Source organism: Moraxella sp. CTOTU47618 (assembly GCF_032017425.1).
GTDB lineage: Bacteria > Pseudomonadota > Gammaproteobacteria > Pseudomonadales > Moraxellaceae > Faucicola > Faucicola tetraodonis.
In genome coordinates this window covers 171,302-189,477 of the sequence record NZ_DALZPW010000002.1, presented here as the reverse complement: position 1 = coordinate 189,477, position 18,176 = coordinate 171,302, and the positions used below count along the sequence as shown (strand labels likewise).

The following is an 18,176-nucleotide window of genomic DNA, read 5'->3' as shown; positions in this document are numbered from 1 at the left end:
CAAAACGCATTAACCCTTATAGCGTTTTTCGAAAATCACTGGCTGACATATTAAACTGCTGTTGAAAGGCTCTGGAAAAAGATGCCAAATTAAAAAAGCCAGTTGCCATTGAAATGGTGGTCACTGGCATGGTGGTATGTTGGAGTAGATTTTTAGCATGGTCTAATCGTAAATTAAGATAATACTGTTGGGGTGAGACCCCTAGCTGTTTGGCAAATTGCCGCTGTAGTTGTCTTTCAGAAATGCCGACGTATTTAGCAATGTCCGCTAGCGTGAGCGGTTCTTCGATATTGGTTTTCATTAACGTGATAGCATCGATGACATGGGCATAGCTATGACTGAGGCTCTTTGGTTTGGGTAAATGCTGGATGCTCGCTGGCTCTCGGATAGCCGTGATGACAAACATGTCTTGAATTTTTTCAACGATTTCTCGCCCAAAGTGCTGCTTGATGATGTGCAGGGTCATATCAAGCGCACATACCCCGCCAGAGCAGGTGTAGAGCCGATCACCAATGGTAAAAATATGGTTTAAGAATTTTACATTGCCAAATTGTTCCTGAGCCAGCGTAACATTTTCCCAATGCAGCGAGGCTGATTGATTGGCTAACAACCCTGCATTCGCAAGCGCTATTGCCCCCGTACAAAGCCCGCCTAACGCAATATCCCGAACGGCTAAACGCTCCACAATCCCCTTTAGCGCGTCTGTCATTAAATTTTCGGCTTCATAGCCCCCGCAAATAAACACGAGTTCACAATCAAATAGATGTTTGATTTCAGCGGTATGAGTGACTTGTACCCCATTACTGGCACTGGTCTGATGACCTGCAAAACCACTAATAATCCAGCTATATAGTGGTTGGCTACTGACATAGTTTGCCATTCGTAACGGCTCGATGACATTGCTAAAAGCCATCATGGTAAAGCCATCAATCAATAAAAAACCAATTTTTTTAATATTCGCTGTCATAAATAAAGTATGAATGGACAAGCCGTGTTGTCGTAATTAGTCAAAAAAATGTCGTCTTGTGAAAAACTGATTTTTTAAATTTACGTATGATGAGGGATGTGGAGAGCAAAGATTTTCTTAACACCAACCTAAACCTCGTGAGGCGCAAACAATGAATCAGTCAGTTGAACATATGATAAATAAAGCGGCTAGCCTGGATACTGCACTTAGCATGCCAAGCTTAATCCAAATCAAAAATGGCGAGAAGGTCAAGCCGACTTTTAGCGCCCAAGAATACCAAAACCGCCAACAAAAGCTTAAAGCCTATATGGCAAAAAGCGACATTGATAGCGTGTTATTCACCTCCTATCACAATATCAACTACTATGCAGACTTCTTATATTGCTCATTTGGACGCTTCTATGGTCTGGTCATCGACCAAGACAAAGTAGTGACTATCTCCGCCAATATCGACGGTGGACAGCCTTGGCGACGTACCATGGGCGATGACAATATCGTCTATACCGACTGGCAACGTGATAATTACTTTAAAGCCGTGGTAAGTCAAATCAAAAATAAAGGCAGAGTAGGGATTGAATACGATCACTTACCCATTGAACGTTTGAAAAAACTACAAAACGCCTTGTCCAACGTCGAATTTGTCGATATCAGCCAAGCTTGCATGAAAATGCGGATGGTGAAATCAGTCGAGGAAATTGCCCTTATCAAGCAAGGTGCACAGGTTTGTGACATTGGTGGGGCAGCGCTCGTCAACGCCGTGCATGAAGGGGTTCCTGAGTATGAGGTAGCGTTAGCCTCTACGCAAGCGATGGTACGAGAAATCGGGCAACGCTTTGAGCATGTCGAGCTCATGGATACTTGGACGTGGTTTCAATCAGGTATCAACACCGATGGCGCGCACAATCCTGTGACCAATCGCAAAGTGCAGCGCAATGATATTTTAAGCTTAAACTGCTTTTCGATGATTGCAGGCTACTATGTGGCGCTGGAGCGTACGCTGTATTTTGGTGAGCCTGATGCGGCAACGCTCAACTATTGGGAAATTAACTGCAAAGTGCATGAAGAAGGCATAAAACTCATCAAACCTGGCGTTCGTTGCTGTGATATCGCCTTAGAGCTCAACAAAATCTATGCCGAATATGGCATTTTAGACCGCCGCACCTTTGGGTATGGGCACTCATTTGGCGTGTTGTCACACTATTATGGTCGTGAAGCAGGGTTAGAGCTGCGTGAAGACATTGATACGGTACTTGAACCAAATATGGTCATTTCAATGGAACCGATGATTATGATTCCAGAAGGCATGGCAGGGGCAGGCGGTTATCGTGAACATGATATTTTGGTTTTAACTGAAACAGGCGCTGACAACATCACAGGCTTCGCCTATGGTCCTGCGCATAACATTATCAGTTAGCTTACTTTAGCATGACTTACTACCAACCAAGGGGAAACTAAATGACAACTTTTGCACTTTCACCCACTGCCGTAGCAATGCAACAACCAGCTGCTGAGCCATATGTTAAAGATCCTGTGTTACTCAAAAAAGCCGCCAAAGCCAGTTTTATTGGTAACTTTGTCGAGTGGTTTGATTACGCATCGTATGGCTATTTTGCCACTGTCATCGCCAGCGTATTTTTTGCTAAAACCGATGCAACCGTCGCATTGATGTCAACTTATGCAATTTTTGCGCTATCTTTTATTGTCCGTCCGTTTGGGGGTATTTTTTGGAGACATATTGGCGATAAATACGGTCGAAAAGCGGCTTTATCTTGGTCGATTTTGATTATGTCGGGTGCTACTTTCTTAATCGGATTGTTGCCAAGCTATGCCACCGTGGGTATCTTAGCGCCTGTGTTGTTGTTATTGTTACGCATGATTCAAGGTTTTTCAGCCTCGGGAGAGTATGCAGGGGCATCAGCATTTATGGCAGAGTATGCGCCGCCCGACAAAAAAGGGTTTTATACCAGTATCGTACCTGCCAGTACATCGGCCGGTCTATTACTGGGCTCACTGATTGCGGCAGCTATGACCGCCTTTATGGATGCTGACTTTGTACAAACTTGGGGATGGCGTATTCCGTTTTTATTGGCTGCACCGCTGGGCTTGGTAGGTCGATATATGCGGTTGAATCTTGAAAAAACCCCGGCTTTTAAGGCGTTTGAAGAAAGCACCATTGAAAAACCGGTGCCAATCAAAAATTTGTTTGCCAACCATAAAAAAACCTTGTGCATTGCGTTTATGTTATGTAGTTTGAATGCGGTGGCTTTTTACTTAATCCTAAGCTATATGCCGACTTATTTATCGACCCAAATGCACATCAATGAAACGCAGTCGCTGCTAGCTGCCTCCATTTCATTAGTTGCTTATATCGGTATGATTTTTACCATGGGTAAACTGTCAGACAAATACGGTCGCAAAACCATGCTGATCATCGCATCTGTATTGTTTATCGCGTTGACAGTGCCTTTGTTTCATATGCTAAGCATGGGTGGGTTTTTAACCATTGTGTTGATTCAACTGGTGTTCTCGCTGTTATTATCCGTCAATGACGGTACACTACCGGCGTTTTTAAGTGAGATTTTCCCAGTCGAGGTACGTTATTCAGGTTTTGCTTTCACCTTTAACTCAGCCAATGCCCTACTTGGTGGCACAACCCCATTGATGGCAACTTGGTTAATGAGCAAAACAGGCAGTCAAATCGCGCCAGCTTGGTTATTGATGATAGCAAGCGTAATTGCGCTGGTAGCAACGGTGATGTATAAAAAATCCGACAGTGTGTCTATTTTAGAAAAAGGTTAGAAAGACGTTAGAAAAACGTTAAAAAAATGTTAGAAAAATAATTGATTAACCACGGTTATCAATAACCCCATGAAGTTAATTTAAGTTTTTTCCCAAAGTGGTTTTAGCCAACCTTGTTTGCTAGAATCACTTTTTTTATCCCCCATTTTTTAGGAATTGCCAGTGACTCGTAAACCCGCTTTCGCTACCGACCAATCCCCTAACACGCTCAATAATGCGACGATGGGTGGCTTGCAAGTCATTGTAGCGGCTATCTGTTGGGGCACGCTGGGTATTTTTACTACCTATCTACATCAACTGGGTTTTGATAGTGTGCAAATTGCCATTTTAAGAGTGGTGACGGCTGCTATGATGCTACTGATGTTATTGCCATCGTTGTGGACGTCTATTAGGCAGTTATCAGTCGGCGAGATATTACAGTTGAGCCTGCAATCGTTGATTGGCGTGTTAGGCATGACGGTTTGCTATTTTATCGCGGTCAATTTTGTGGGCGCGGGCATTGCGGTATCGCTACTATATACGGCGCCGATTTTTAGTTTGGTATTGGCATTTTTTTTATTAAAAGAACCCATAACAAAAAAATCCTTTACCTTAGCTTGCATCGCGGTATTAGGCGTGGCACTGACAACGCTGAGTGAAAATTTTACATTGAGTTGGGGGATTGTGTTTGGTCTATTATCTGGGGTGTGCTATTCACTGTATGGCATTTTAGGAAAAAAAGCCTTACACAAACACTATCCACCGACCTTGGTGTTTTTTAGTTCGGTGGTGATTAGTGCCATGGCTTTATTATTCCTACCGATGACCTATCAAACCTATGCCAAAGCATTCAGCATGCCTGTCATCACTTGGTTGTGGGTGATGGGGCTCAGCCTAGTGGGTACCGTGATTCCGTTTTTCTTGTATATGTCAGCCCTGCACAAACTCCCTGCGACTAAAGCCTCGGTATTCACCGTGTTTGAGCCGTTTACCGCAATTGTATTGTCGATCGTATTACTGCACCAATCGCTCAATGGCATGCAGTACTCAGGGATGATATTAATTCTTTTAGCCACCCTCCTAAACTCTATCAAATTGCCCATGCAGCGTCATCGGCAACTGACAGAAGTCGACGCTCAAGTCTAATAATAGCCCAACACTCTGTAAATATCCCTAATTTGGGCTTTACCATGCTGGTATCAAGGCTCACTGCCGCAATGTGGCACAGCCCTTGCATTCTATAAAACCATATATTTTTCATATAGTTAGATAGATATGGCTTGGCACTCAGTCCTTACCTTAGCTTTTGACGCCCAACATGCGGGTGAGCATGCGCGCACCAATTTGGTACAACGCCATCACCAAGGCGCCTTGCGGGTACAAAAAGCCTTGTATCCTGAAAGCGGTGAACAACAAGGTATTTGTCATGTCATCATGCTGTATCCGCCTGCTGGCATCGCCTTAGGCGATAAACTCGATATTGACATTGGCGTAAAACATCACGCCCACGCCGTGATTACCACGCCCGGGGCAAATAAATGGTACGGCAATTTACCAAGTTACACCGCTAACAAGCAAACCGATGATAGCCCATCAGCCAGAAAAACCCAAGAAACCAAAAAAAACCAAGAAACTCAAGAGAATTCAAATAGTTATGCTGTACAAAATGTCACGGTTTATCTGCAAGATGACAGCCGTTTTGAATGGCTACCGCAAGAAAACTGTTTTTATAACGCAAGTTTTGCCCATGCCACCAATCAGTTTTTTATCAGCCCAGCTGCCAGTGTTATCGCTTGGGAAATTAACCTGTTAGGGCGAGAGCATCATGGCGAGCGCTACAGTACAGGCGAGATGCGGTTATCAAACCTATTTTGGCGCGTGGATGAGCAGCCCAAATTGCTGCTTGCTGATACCTTACATCACTGTGCCGAACACGATTGGTTTGGCTCACCCGTGGGTCTAAATAACCATACCGTCTTTGCCAGCTTATGGGTTGTGCCAAGTGTTGATGCGCAAAAACAGCTGATTGACTGGGTCAAGCAATTACGATTATTTATCGACCATCATAGCTTGCCTGTCTCTTGCACCCAGACAGGGGAGGTGATGATTATTCGCTATTTGGGGGATGATGTCCGCCAATGTTTTGACAGTTTTGGTGCAGTTCGTGATGAAATTCGCACTTTAATGTGGCAACAAGCCAGTCATTTGCCCCGAATTTGGGCAACCTAATAGCAGTGACGGTCTAATTTTTAACACTAAAAAAATAATTGGAGTAACCCATGCATTTAACCCCCGCCGAAAAAGATAAATTACTTATTTTTACCGCAGGACTGGTTGCCGAGCGCCGCAAACAACGTGGCTTAAAACTTAACTATCCAGAAGCAATAGCCTATATCAGTATGTTGGTGCTCGAAGGCGCAAGAGAGGGCAAAACAGTGGCACAGTTGATGGGCGAAGGCACCACGTGGCTAACGGGTGAGGATGTGATGGATGGCATCGCCGAGATGATTGACGATGTGCAAGTGGAAGCCACCTTTCCAGATGGTACCAAACTGGTGACCATTCACCAACCGATTGTGTAATTTAAACAGTATAAGGGGTAAACCATGAAAGTTGGCGAATATAAGCTAAAAGACCAAGCCATTATCCTTAATGAAGGGCGCGCTGTCCAAACTATTTTGGTCAAAAACACCGGCGATAGACCGATTCAAATCGGCTCTCACTACCATTTTGCCGAAGCCAATGACGCACTGGCATTTGACCGTGACAAGGCGCTTGGGTTTCGCTTAAATATCTTATCGGGTACAGCAGTGCGTTTTGAGCCAGGGCAAGCGCGATCAGTCGAACTGGTCGAGTTTGGTGGCAATAAGGCGATTTTTGGGTTTGCTGGGCGGGTGATGGGGCAAGCCACCGCATCTGTGGATACCGCAAGTTTACCAAAATCACAAAAAACCGTACCTCGCCAAATGTATGCCGAGCATTTTGGCTTAACCGTGGGCGATAAACTGCGTCTTGCTGATACCGAGCTGTGGCTGGAAGTGGAAAAAGACTTTACCAGCTATGGTGAAGAGGTCAAATTTGGTGGTGGCAAAGTGATTCGTGATGGCATGGGGCAAGGGCAACGCCCGTTTGCCGAAGTGGCTGACACCGTGATTACCAACGCGCTTATTTTGGATTATACCGGGATTTATAAAGCCGATGTGGCGATAAAAGACAGCCGAATTTGGGCGATTGGCAAGGCGGGCAACCCCGATATTCAGCCCAATGTCACCATTGCTATTGGCGCAAGCACTGAGATTATTGCAGGTGAAGGCAAAATTTTGACCGCGGGCGGGATTGACACCCATATTCACTTTATCGCGCCACAGCAAGCGGAGGTTGCCTTGATGTCTGGGGTAACCACCATGATTGGCGGTGGTTCAGGGCCTGCCCAAGGCACGCTTGCCACCACATGCACCAACGGCAAATACCATATCGAAACCATGCTCAAAGCCCTTGATGATATGCCCATGAACATTGGGCTACTAGGCAAAGGCAATGTCAGCTTGCCGCAGCCGATTGTCGAGCAAATCGAAGCAGGCGTGGTCGGGCTAAAACTGCATGAAGACTGGGGCACCACGCCGCAAGCGATTGATAACTGCTTGAGCGTTGCCGAAGAGTATGATGTGCAAGTGGCGATTCACACCGATACGCTCAACGAAAGTGGCTATCTAGAAAGCACGCTAAATGCCTTTAAAGACCGCTGTATTCACACCTTTCACACCGAAGGCGCAGGCGGCGGGCACGCCCCTGATATTTTGCGGGCGATTGGCGAGCCGCATGTGTTGCCGTCTTCGACCAACCCCACACGTCCGTTTACTATCAACACCATTGATGAGCATCTCGACATGCTGATGGTGTGTCACCATTTGAGCCCTGCGATTGCCGAAGATATTGCCTTTGCTGAGAGCCGTATCCGCCAAGAAACCATCGCCGCTGAAGATATTTTGCACGATTTGGGGGCAATCTCGATGATGAGTAGCGATTCGCAAGCGATGGGACGGGTGGGCGAGGTGATTATCCGCACTTGGCAAACGGCGGATAAAATGAAACGCCAACGCGGATTTTTAGCACCCGACACAGTGAGCCAAAATGCGTCTAACAGTGAGCTTCATGACATCGACCCAGTGACCGAAGATACAGTGAGAGAAGATACAGTGACAGAAAATGACAATTTTCGCATCAAACGCTATATCGCCAAATACACCATTAATCCCGCCATTACCCACGGTATTGCTGATGAAGTCGGTTCGGTAGAAGTCGGTAAATGGGCGGATTTGGTGCTATGGTCGCCCAAATTCTTTGGGGTGAAACCTGACACGATTTTAAAAGGTGGTAGCATCGCCGCTTATCCGATGGGTGATATCAATGCCTCCATCCCAACCCCGCAGCCGGTGCATTATCGTCCAATGTTCGCAAGCCTTGGCAAAGCCACCCACCAAACCAGTATCACCTTTGTATCCAAAATCGCCTTTGACAACAATATCCAACACAAACTTGGTTTGCAAAAAGTGATTCGCCCTGTGCAGGGTATTCGGAAAATTCGCAAAAAAGATATGCGGTTTAATAGCTATTGCCCCGAGATGTCGATCAACCCAGAAACCTATGAAGTGCGGGCGGATGGTCAGCTTCTCACTTGCGAGCCGTCGGCTGTGTTGCCAATGGCACAGCGGTATTTCTTATTTTAAATGTGATTTTAGCCATGAATGCCAATGTGATGACTAGAACCGAACAATCTCATCTGTGATGAATGTGGCAGTGAGTTTTTTAACAGTGTATCGCCAATGCAAAATCTTTGCCCAAACTGTTCGCATTGGCTGTACGGGCTTAACAACTGTGAACATCAATTTAAAGAGGGTCGCTGTCAACAATTCGGTTGTCATGGGCAAACTTCTGAGTAGCTAGAAAATTTAACAAAGGATAGTAATGAAAATTTATAATCAGCGGGTGCAACAGTTAACTGACCAACAGCAAGCCGATTTGGTCAACCAACAAGCAAACGGGCAGTTTTTGCAGCTCGACTTTGACACACGCCAGCGGTCACGCTTTCGTGCAACCCTGCAAAATGGTGAAGCGGTCGGTATCGACCTGCCACGCACAGGTACGCTCAAAGATGGGGATGTGGTACAAAATGCGTCAGGCGACATCATACAAATTTTTGCCAAACCACAAACCCTCACCAAAGTCACCGCCGACAATGCTTTTGAACTGATGCGGGGGGCCTATCATTTGGGCAACCGTCATGTGCCTTTGATGTTGGTTCAGCATGACAATGATTATGCCCTGTATTTTGAGCCTGATTATGTGCTTGCCGATATGCTGGTGAAATTGGGCTTAACCGTGAGCGAAGTCGAGCACGCCTTTGAACCCGAAACAGGGGCATATGGGCATGGCGGGCATTCACATGGGCATGATAATCGGTTAAGCCATGCCGACACGCAAAGTGCAATCGTCGGCGATTTAACCAAAGCCACGTTTTTTTCATGAAAACGATGACAACAATATCGCACCTCACACACACGGCGCCGCCACAACAATTGCTTAAGCTGATGATGCTAGCGTCGAGCAATTTGCCGATTGGTAGTTATACCTATTCCCAAGGCGTGGAGTCTGCCATTGAGCAAGGCTTTATCCATGATGAAGCCAGTAGTTTGGCGTTTTTGCAGGCGTATCAGCAAGAGGTCTTACTCAATTTTGAATTGCCGCTGATGGCAAGTATGATGCAGCTGTCAGCGCAAAAAAATCACCACAGCTTGGTGGATAGTCTAGCCAATTTTTATGGAGCAAGCCGTGATAGCCATGAGTTTTTATTAGAGAGTCAACAATTGGCGCAGGCATTTTGTGCCTGGCTCGATGGCGTGCTCGACCTTGCGATGCCACAAGATTGGATAGCGCAAGGCTATTTACCGTTATTTGCCCGCTTGGCGTATTTTTGGCAACTGCCGATAGCCGATAGCCTGACGACCTATGCGTTTGCTCAAATGGAGAATCTGACCTTGGCGATTGTCAAAACCTTGCCGCTGGGACAAATGGCGGGGCAACGTATTATTTGGCAATTGGGGCAAGCGATGGATGAACCGATTGCCAAGCTTTGCCAAACGCAAGCCAGCAAAGTCAAAACGGCATTGACAGCCATCCATCATCGGCAAGCGGTTATGGGTAAGCTACAAGACATTGCGCCACAATTTTTACAAGCACAGCAGCATGCCCAAACATTACTGATTTTAATCAACCACTTGCAACTATCAGCGTCTGTACCGTCGTTGGCAGAATTATCCTGTCATCATGAACAACAATATAGTCGTCTGTTTCGTTCCTAAAACCCCTGTCTTTAATATCATTCACAAGGAAACCCCATGACTGGCTTTACCCAAAAAACCCCAACCCAAGAGCCTCGCTTATCCCCGTTACGTCTTGGCATTGGCGGGCCTGTTGGCTCTGGCAAAACCGCTTTGACCTTGAGTCTGTGTCGCCGTCTCAAAGATGTGTACAACATGGCGGTGATTACCAACGATATTTATACCAAAGAAGATTCTGAGTTTTTGACCCGCCACGATGCCATGCCCGCTGAGCGGATTATTGGGGTGGAAACGGGCGGTTGTCCGCACACGGCGATTCGTGAAGATGCGTCGATTAATCTTAATGCCGTGGCCACCTTGCAAAATCGCTTTGACGGTCTTGAGCTGATTATCATTGAATCGGGCGGTGATAACTTGGCGGCGACCTTTAGCCCAGAGTTGTCGGATTTAACTATTTATGTGATTGATGTGAGTGCAGGCGACAAAATCCCCCGCAAAGGTGGACCCGGGATTACCAAATCAGATTTGCTCATTATCAATAAAACCGACCTTGCGCCACTCGTGGGCGCGGATTTGTCGATTATGGACAAAGACGCCAAAAAAATGCGCGGCGATAAGCCGTTTGTGTTTAGCAACATGAAAACTCAAGACGGTTTGGATGACATTATCAAATTTATCCAACAACAGGGCATGCTAAGAGCGCTAGAGATTCCGTCACAGCCGGTACAACATTTACCAAGCTCAAGCGAAAATATGTAAAAAATGCGATAAAATCAAGGAGACATAATGAAAACTTTAACCCAAAAAACAACCCAAAAAACGGCGTTGGCAACCGCGCTTTTTAGCCTTTCAAGTGTGGCAGTGGCGCATGTCGGTCATGGTTTAACCCATCATGCAGGTGCAAGTTCGGTGGATTTAATGGCTGCCGTCACTGCAGGGCTCATGCACCCTATCTCAGGTCTTGACCACGTGGTGCTTGCGGTTGGCATGGGCATGGTGTTTGCCCGTCACAAAAAACTGGGTTTAGGCTTGTTGGTGACGAGCTTACTGTTAGGCTTTGCTTTGGTGCAACTATCTCATGTGGCGATTGGCTCATCGATTATTGAAGATGCGATTTTGCTATCGGTGGTGTTGACAGCGTTCGCAGTTTTGGCGCAGCGCACCAAGATAGCACAAGCCAATCAAAAAAGCTTTTCGCTCATGATGGCGATTAGCTTATTTGGTTTAACGCTATTTCATGGTATGGCGCATGCCGTGGAGATGCCAGTCAGTAGCGTGAGTCAAGGCTTTGGCTTAGGCATGATAACCGCGATGTCCGCCTTGTTTGCTGTGGGTGCAGGGGTGATGAATTGGGTAAAAGCACAATCCCATGCCCATCCCAAGCTGTCTTGGCTACCTTCAATCATGGCGGCATTGGGCATGGCACTGGTCTTGGCTAACTAGGGATTAACTAGGAGTTAACAACGTTTTTGATAAAAAGTGCAAGCTGTCTGGCTTGCACTTTTTTTATGCAACAAATGGGGTAATGTCATAAAGAAATTGGCGATAAAGCGTTGTTTAGCGACAATTAATGCTAGATGAATGGTAATAGTGCAAAAAACCATTCCAGCTCATCAGATTGGTGAAATCGCTAAGGTTGCCAAAGTTTGCCCATTTTTTACCAAGGAACATCATTTATCCAATAGGCGATTGTTTAAAATAAATTTTTTTAAGTGTAGTAATTCAAACCTTTGATTTAATTGATAAAATTTTCAAAAATAGCTTTTAACAGGCAGATTGGCACACTAATTGAATTGTCATTATTGTCAGTTAAGACAACCAGCAACTGATAGCCAAAGCCTATCCGTTACGCTCTACCTTAAAACGGCAATCCATCTATTTTAGGAGTGACACATGTTAGACAAAAAAACCACCGAGCTAACCACGACTGAGCGTCAATTAAGCCGTCGTGCATTTGGCAGATCCTTGGTTGCCCTAGCGGTAACGGGCAGTATGATGTTGACAGGTTGTTCAAAACCGCAATCATCAAGTGACGCCAAACCAGCCAGTGGCACGTCAACCACCGCTGCCACCGGTAGCGCGCCTGCCCCTAGCAATGGTGATACCATCAAAGTGGGTATCTTGCATTCACTCTCAGGTACCATGGCAATCTCTGAAACATCGCTCAAAAACACCGCGTTGATGGCGATTGACGAAATCAATGCCAAAGGTGGGGTGATGGGCAAAAAACTTGAGCCTGTGGTTGTCGACCCTGCCTCAGACTGGCCATTGTTCGCCGAAAAAACGCGCCAACTACTAACACAAGACAAAGTCGCGGTTATCTTTGGTTGCTGGACATCGGTTTCTCGTAAATCTGTGTTGCCTGTGGTTGAAGAATTAAACGGCTTATTGTTCTACCCTGTGCAGTACGAAGGACAAGAGCAGTCCAAAAACATCTTTTATACCGGCGCCGCGCCCAACCAGCAAGCCATTCCTGCGGTTGAGTACTTGATGTCACCAGAAGGCGGCGGTGCCAAACGCTTCGTCTTACTGGGTACTGACTATGTGTATCCCCGTACCACCAATAAGATTTTACGGGCGTTCTTAAAGTCTAAAGGCGTGGCAGATAGCGACATCATGGAAGAATATACCCCATTTGGCTTTAATAACTACCAAACCATCGTGGGTAATATCAAAAAATTCTCAGCGGGTAAAAAGACCGCGGTTATCTCCACCATCAATGGTGACTCAAACGTCCCCTTCTATCGTGAGCTTGGTAACCAAGGCATCAAAGCGGCGGATATTCCTGTGATGGCGTTCTCTGTGGGCGAAGAAGAACTTCGCGGTATCGACACCACCCCATTAGTCGGACACTTGGCAGCATGGAACTACTTTGAATCGGTCAAAAACCCTGTGAACATCAAGTTTGTGAACGCTTATAAAAAATACGCCATTGATCACAAACTGCCAAATGCCGATAAAGTAGTGACCAATGACCCCATGGAAGCCACCTATGTGGGTATCAATATGTGGAAGCAAGCGGTTGAAAAAGCGGGCTCTACCGACGTGGATAAAGTCCGCGCTGCCATGGCAGGTCAAAGCTTTGCCGCGCCATCGGGCTACACGCTAACCATGGATGCCGAGAATCACCACTTACATAAACCTGTGATGATTGGGCAAATCCGTGCCGATGGTCAGTTTGATGTGGTTTACAAAACCAAAGATGCCATTAAAGCGGAACCTTGGAGTCCTTATATCCCAAAATGAGCATCCCAAAGTAAGTATGACGAAATAAGCCTTTCCAATAAGCTTGAATGAAGTTAACAATCGATGTTGTGACAGCCATACCGCTTATCAATACCCCAGCTGGTATGGCTTATTTTTTTGCCAAAATTTTACGATTTCAGCTTTTATTGATTTAAACATTGATTGATTTAAACATGGATCCGTCACACCACCAAACAGATGGACTAATCATAAAGACTAATCATACAAACTAAGGAGCGACCATCATGCTCAATGGTAATCATTCTCTCGGGCAGTTTTTGCAAAAAAGTAAAAAAATTGTGCTCAGCATGTCGCTAGCGACCACGATGGGCATTGCGTTGCCAAGCGTGAGTAATGCACAGGCAAGTATCGCTTCGGCCACTACGATAACCAGTACAGTAACCACAGCAGCCTCAAGCACCTCAGACACCAGCACGGCAGCTACAAGATCCACAGCCAGCGCAGGCGATGATATTCAAAAATTCGTAGCCGCCGATTTTGCGGGGCGTCAAGCCATGCTCAACAACTGGACAGGCACGAGCCAATCCTATGACAAACTGGTCGAGCTGATTAATAAAGACGAGCTGTACCGTGATGATGCCGGCAATGTCTATACTTTAGAAAATACCGACCAACTCTACCGCTATCCTGCGCATACCTTGGTAAGCAATTGGCCAAGCGACCTAAACCAAGTCACGCTCAATAACGCGCTGCGTTCGGCGTTGACCCTAGGGCAAACCAAAACCAAACTCAAATCCGACGATGCCAGCGAGCGTCTTAAAGCGGTGGATATCTTAGCCAACAACATCGCCACACTCGATAAAAAAACCGTTGCCGATATTTATGCCAATGAAAAAGACAGTACGGTAAAAGCAGCATTGGCGCAACTGCAAGCGCGTATGGATTTGCAATCGGGCGATGAGATGACCCAGATTGCGGCATTAAAAACCTTGGCATCCAGTAACAGTCCCGATGTGTTAGCGGATATCGAAGGGATGGCAAAACAAACCAACCATTCACCCGAGCTCAAACAAGCCTTACAAACAACCCAAGACAAAGTCAAATCGCGTATCAAAGCCAGTGAGTGGGCAGGACACGTGTTTTCTGGCTTCAGCACCGCCAGTATTTTGTTGTTGGCGGCGTTGGGACTTGCCATTACTTACGGTCTATTGGGTGTCATTAACATGGCGCATGGTGAGCTCATTATGATTGGTGCCTATACCACCTATGTGGTGCAAAGTTTTTTTAAAAGCCATTTGGCAGGCTATGTCGATTGGTACATGCTTGCCGCGATTCCGCTGGCGTTTTTGGTGAGCGCCGTCATTGGCATGATTATTGAGCGGGTGGTGATACGTCCGCTATATGGCAGACAGCTAGAAACCTTGCTTGCCACGTTTGGGGTGAGTTTGATTCTGATGCAGTTAGTTCGCATGATTTTTGGGGCACAAAACGTCGAAGTCTCCAATATTTCATGGCTAAGCGGTGCTATCGCCTTGACCCCAAGCTTGATGCTGCCATACAACCGTATTGCCATTATCGGTTTTACTATTATCATATTGTTATTATTGGTGTTTTTACTCAAATACACCCGTTTCGGTCTGTTTGTACGTGCCGTGACCCAAAATCGGCAAATGGCGCGCGCGGTGGGTATTCGCTCGGCGCGTGTCGATATGATGGCGTTTGGGCTTGGTTCTGGCTTGGCAGGTTTGGCAGGCTGCGCTTTGGCACAAGTGGGCAACGTCGGTCCTGATTTGGGGCAAAACTACATCATCGATGCTTTCTTGGTGGTGGTGGTCGGCGGTGTCGGTCAAATTTGGGGGGCAGTACTGGCCGCCTTGGGTCTAGGCGTGAGTGGCACCGTGCTTGAGATTGGCATGGGTGCGGTGATTGCCAAAATTATTTTGTTGGTGCTGGTGGTGCTATTTATCCAAAAACGCCCACAAGGTCTGTTTGCCCTTAAAGGTCGCTTTGTCGAGTAATCATTGGAGAGTTAAAAAATGCGTATTTTACAATTATTTGCAGATAAACCAGTGAGTCGCTTGGCAATTATGGGCTGTTTTGCGGTGTTGATGGTGTTGCCTTGGTTGCACTTGCTGCCTGCTGATTCGGCGCTGCATTTATCCGCTTATTGGGTCACTTTGATTGGCAAAATCATGTGTCTGGCGATGGTTGCTTTGGCACTGGACTTGGTATGGGGATATGCGGGGATTTTAAGCCTTGGACATGGCTTGTACTTTGCCCTTGGCGGGTATGCAATGGGTATGTATTTGATGCGCCAAGCATCAGGCAACAGCTTGCCGGAGTTTATGCGGTTTTTGAGCTGGGATAAAATGCCTTGGTTTTGGGCAGGCACAGATAACTTTGCTTGGGCGGCGATATTGGTCGTGTTAGTGCCGGCAGTGGTGGCTTTTATATTTGGGTTTTTTGCCTTTCGCTCAAAAATCAAAGACGTGTATTTCTCGATTATCACCCAAGCCATGGTGTTTGCCGCATCGCTCCTATTTTTCCGTAACGAAACTGGGTTTGGCGGTAACAACGGTTTTACCGGGTTTAAAACCATCTTGGGCATGGACATCGCTGCTCCCATGACGCGTACCTTGCTATGTTTTGCCACCGCATTCGTGCTGATGCTTGCCTACCTTGGCTTACGTTATTTGATGCACAAGCCGTATGGTCGCGTACTGGGCGCCGTGCGTGATAGCGAAAACCGTTTGCAATACCTTGGCTATCGTACTCTATGGTACAAGCTATCTGCATGGGTGTTATCAGCGATTATCGCAGGGATTGCTGGCGCGTTGTATGTGCCACAAGTGGGCATTATCAACCCCAGTGAGATGAACCCTGTCAACTCGATTGAAATGGCGGTCTGGGTCGCCACAGGTGGACGCGGCACGCTGATTGGGGCGATATTGGGCGCAGGTGTGGTCAATGCGGTGAAAACTTACTTTACCGTGGCGTATCCCGAAGCTTGGCTATTGATTTTGGGCGGGTTGTTTGTGGTCGTCACCTTGTTTTTACCCAAAGGCATTATTGGTCTATTGGACAACATCACGCATGGCAAAAAAACGGTCGAGCCAAGCGTAAAAAATATGGAAACAGCCATGCAAACAAACATTGAAACAAACGTAGAAGCAAAAAAAGAATCTTAGGCTTCAGGGTCGGCAGCGGCGTCATGCTGACCGCCTGCAACCAAGTAGTTAGTTTAATTATACCCGATAAACACCCCATTAATAACACATCAAAGAGTCTGTTATGAATACAAACGATAATAATATCAATGACTTTGCTGAGAGTAACTACGGACGGCTAAAGTCACCAGAAGCGGATTTTAGCAAAGGCATTGCCCTATATATGGAAGATGTCAGTGTGTGGTTTGATAAATTCCGCGCCTTAAACAACTTATCCTTGTACATCAAAGAAGGCGAGCTGCGTTGTATCATCGGACCTAACGGTGCGGGTAAAACTACGCTGATGGACGTGATTACCGGTAAAACTCGCCCCACGGAAGGATCAGTATATTTTGGACAAACCCACAATCTTGCCAGCATGACCACCGAGCAAATTGCCGAAGCTGGCATTGGGCGAAAATTTCAAAAACCCACGGTGTTTGAAAATTTTACCGTCATGGAGAACTTACTGCTTGCCGCACCCAAAGACAAGCGGGTCAAAAAAAGCCTGTTTAGCAAGCTTGACCCAGATGCCCAAAATGCCCTTGACCAAACTTTAGCGACGATTCGCTTGGGTGAGTTTGTCAATAAACCGGCAGGATTGTTGTCGCACGGGCAAAAACAATGGCTGGAGATTGGGATGCTACTGATGCAGCGCCCCAAGCTGATTTTGCTCGATGAGCCAGTCGCAGGCATGACCGATGCCGAAACTGAACGCACCGCCGAGCTATGTTTGGAGCTTAAAAAAGACCATACCTTGGTGGTGGTTGAACATGACATGAGCTTTATTGACACCATCAGTGAGCAAGTGACGGTATTGGCGCAAGGCGCAATTTTGGCAGAAGGCACGCTTGCTGAAGTACAAGCCAACGACGATGTCATCGAAAAATATCTAGGGCGATAGGGGATAGCGATGTTAGAAGTAAACACAATCAATCAATATTATGGCGGCAGTCATATTCTGCGCGATGTCAGTTTGACCGCGCCTGTGGGTGAGTGTTCTGTGGTACTCGGTCGCAATGGCGTGGGTAAAACCACACTGTTAAAGTGTCTGATGGGGGTTTTACCGATTAAATCGGGTCAAATTTTGCTCGATGGCAAAGACATCAGCAAATTGTCGCCTGAAAACCGCGTGCGCGCAGGCATGGCGTATGTGCCACAAGGGCGAGATATTTTTTCAACCTTAACCGTAGAAGAAAATATCTTGATTGGCATGGCAAAGTTTAAAGGCAGCAAAGCCAAAAAAGTCCCGAGCCATTTGTATGAGATTTTTCCTGTGCTCGATGAAATGAGCCAACGTCGGGGCGGTGACTTGTCAGGCGGTCAACAACAACAACTAGCGATAGCCAGGGCGCTCGCTTCTGAGCCACGGGTGCTGATTTTGGACGAGCCGACCGAAGGAATTCAGCCATCGATTATCAAAGATATCGGGCGGGTGATTCGTCGCTTGGCTGACCAAGGCGATATGGCGATTATTTTGGTCGAGCAGTTTTATGACTTTGCCGAAGAACTTGCCGATAACTATACGGTTATGGCACGGGGGCAAGTCATTGCCCAAGGCATGGGCGGTGATATGCCAGAAAAAGGCATCAGGGAGCTAGTGGCGATTTAGTAAATAGCCAACGATACGTGAGTTAGCTTTTAGCCAGATGACAGTCATCTGGCTAAAAATTTGCTGAT

15 protein-coding genes and 1 pseudogene are annotated in these 18,176 nt (G+C 46.5%); 15 read left to right on the top strand and 1 reads right to left on the bottom strand.

The genetic code is table 11. From position 1 onward, the window contains the following. Positions 1-16: 16 nt before the first annotated feature. Positions 17-967 (bottom strand): GlxA family transcriptional regulator, encoded by a 951-nt coding sequence (locus tag RTS09_RS03070; RefSeq protein WP_284035023.1) that lies wholly within the window; start codon positions 965-967, stop codon positions 17-19. A 151-nt stretch (positions 968-1,118) separates the two neighbouring features. Here RTS09_RS03070 and RTS09_RS03065 point away from each other — a divergent pair, with 151 nt between their 5' ends. From RTS09_RS03065 to urtE, 15 genes and pseudogenes are all read left to right on the top strand, one after another. After that, the gene (locus RTS09_RS03065; protein ID WP_312534228.1) at positions 1,119-2,381 is read left to right on the top strand and encodes an aminopeptidase P family protein; all 1,263 of its coding nucleotides are present in this window, start codon (positions 1,119-1,121) and stop codon (positions 2,379-2,381) included. Positions 2,382-2,458: 77 nt separating this feature from the next. Continuing rightward, positions 2,459-3,766 (top strand): MFS transporter, encoded by a 1,308-nt coding sequence (locus RTS09_RS03060; RefSeq protein ID WP_312534389.1) that lies wholly within the window; start codon positions 2,459-2,461, stop codon positions 3,764-3,766. A 162-nt stretch (positions 3,767-3,928) separates the two neighbouring features. Next, positions 3,929-4,891 (top strand): DMT family transporter, encoded by a 963-nt coding sequence (locus tag RTS09_RS03055; protein WP_312534226.1) that lies wholly within the window; start codon positions 3,929-3,931, stop codon positions 4,889-4,891. A 129-nt stretch (positions 4,892-5,020) separates the two neighbouring features. Continuing rightward, complete coding sequence (locus RTS09_RS03050) at positions 5,021-5,974, top strand: urease accessory protein UreD (protein WP_312534224.1); 954 nt, start codon at positions 5,021-5,023, stop codon at positions 5,972-5,974. A 50-nt stretch (positions 5,975-6,024) separates the two neighbouring features. After that, on the top strand, positions 6,025-6,327 hold the full coding sequence (locus tag RTS09_RS03045; protein ID WP_036599279.1) for an urease subunit gamma: 303 nt from the start codon (positions 6,025-6,027) through the stop codon (positions 6,325-6,327). A gap of 24 nt (positions 6,328-6,351) precedes the next feature. Next, on the top strand, positions 6,352-8,472 hold the full coding sequence (ureC, locus tag RTS09_RS03040; RefSeq protein ID WP_312534218.1) for an urease subunit alpha: 2,121 nt from the start codon (positions 6,352-6,354) through the stop codon (positions 8,470-8,472). 238 nt (positions 8,473-8,710) lie between these two features. Next, positions 8,711-9,271, top strand: coding sequence for an urease accessory protein UreE (gene ureE / locus RTS09_RS03035; protein WP_312534216.1), 561 nt, complete (start codon positions 8,711-8,713; stop codon positions 9,269-9,271). Further along, the gene (locus RTS09_RS03030) at positions 9,268-10,104 is read left to right on the top strand and encodes an urease accessory protein UreF (protein ID WP_312534214.1); all 837 of its coding nucleotides are present in this window, start codon (positions 9,268-9,270) and stop codon (positions 10,102-10,104) included. The genes ureE and RTS09_RS03030 overlap by 4 nt, the downstream gene beginning before the upstream one ends. 36 nt (positions 10,105-10,140) lie before the next feature. Beyond that, the gene (gene ureG / locus RTS09_RS03025) at positions 10,141-10,842 is read left to right on the top strand and encodes an urease accessory protein UreG (RefSeq protein ID WP_051500567.1); all 702 of its coding nucleotides are present in this window, start codon (positions 10,141-10,143) and stop codon (positions 10,840-10,842) included. A gap of 27 nt (positions 10,843-10,869) precedes the next feature. After that, positions 10,870-11,526: a HupE/UreJ family protein gene (locus tag RTS09_RS03020; protein WP_312534206.1), complete on the top strand. Its 657-nt coding sequence runs from the start codon at positions 10,870-10,872 to the stop codon at positions 11,524-11,526. Positions 11,527-12,075: 549 nt separating this feature from the next. Further along, on the top strand, positions 12,076-13,329 hold the full coding sequence (gene urtA, locus RTS09_RS03015; RefSeq protein ID WP_050325667.1) for an urea ABC transporter substrate-binding protein: 1,254 nt from the start codon (positions 12,076-12,078) through the stop codon (positions 13,327-13,329). A 308-nt stretch (positions 13,330-13,637) separates the two neighbouring features. Further along, positions 13,638-15,308, top strand: coding sequence for an urea ABC transporter permease subunit UrtB (gene urtB / locus RTS09_RS03010; RefSeq protein WP_409418368.1), 1,671 nt, complete (start codon positions 13,638-13,640; stop codon positions 15,306-15,308). Positions 15,309-15,326: 18 nt separating this feature from the next. Then, positions 15,327-16,373, top strand: a pseudogene (gene urtC, locus RTS09_RS03005) (urea ABC transporter permease subunit UrtC); the annotation flags it as partial. Positions 16,374-16,581: 208 nt separating this feature from the next. Then, entirely contained in the window at positions 16,582-17,400 is an 819-nt protein-coding gene (urtD, locus tag RTS09_RS03000) for an urea ABC transporter ATP-binding protein UrtD (RefSeq protein WP_076774723.1), read from the top strand. Positions 17,401-17,409: 9 nt separating this feature from the next. Beyond that, positions 17,410-18,108: an urea ABC transporter ATP-binding subunit UrtE gene (gene urtE, locus RTS09_RS02995; protein WP_007116004.1), complete on the top strand. Its 699-nt coding sequence runs from the start codon at positions 17,410-17,412 to the stop codon at positions 18,106-18,108. The last annotated feature ends 68 nt before the right edge of the window (positions 18,109-18,176 follow it).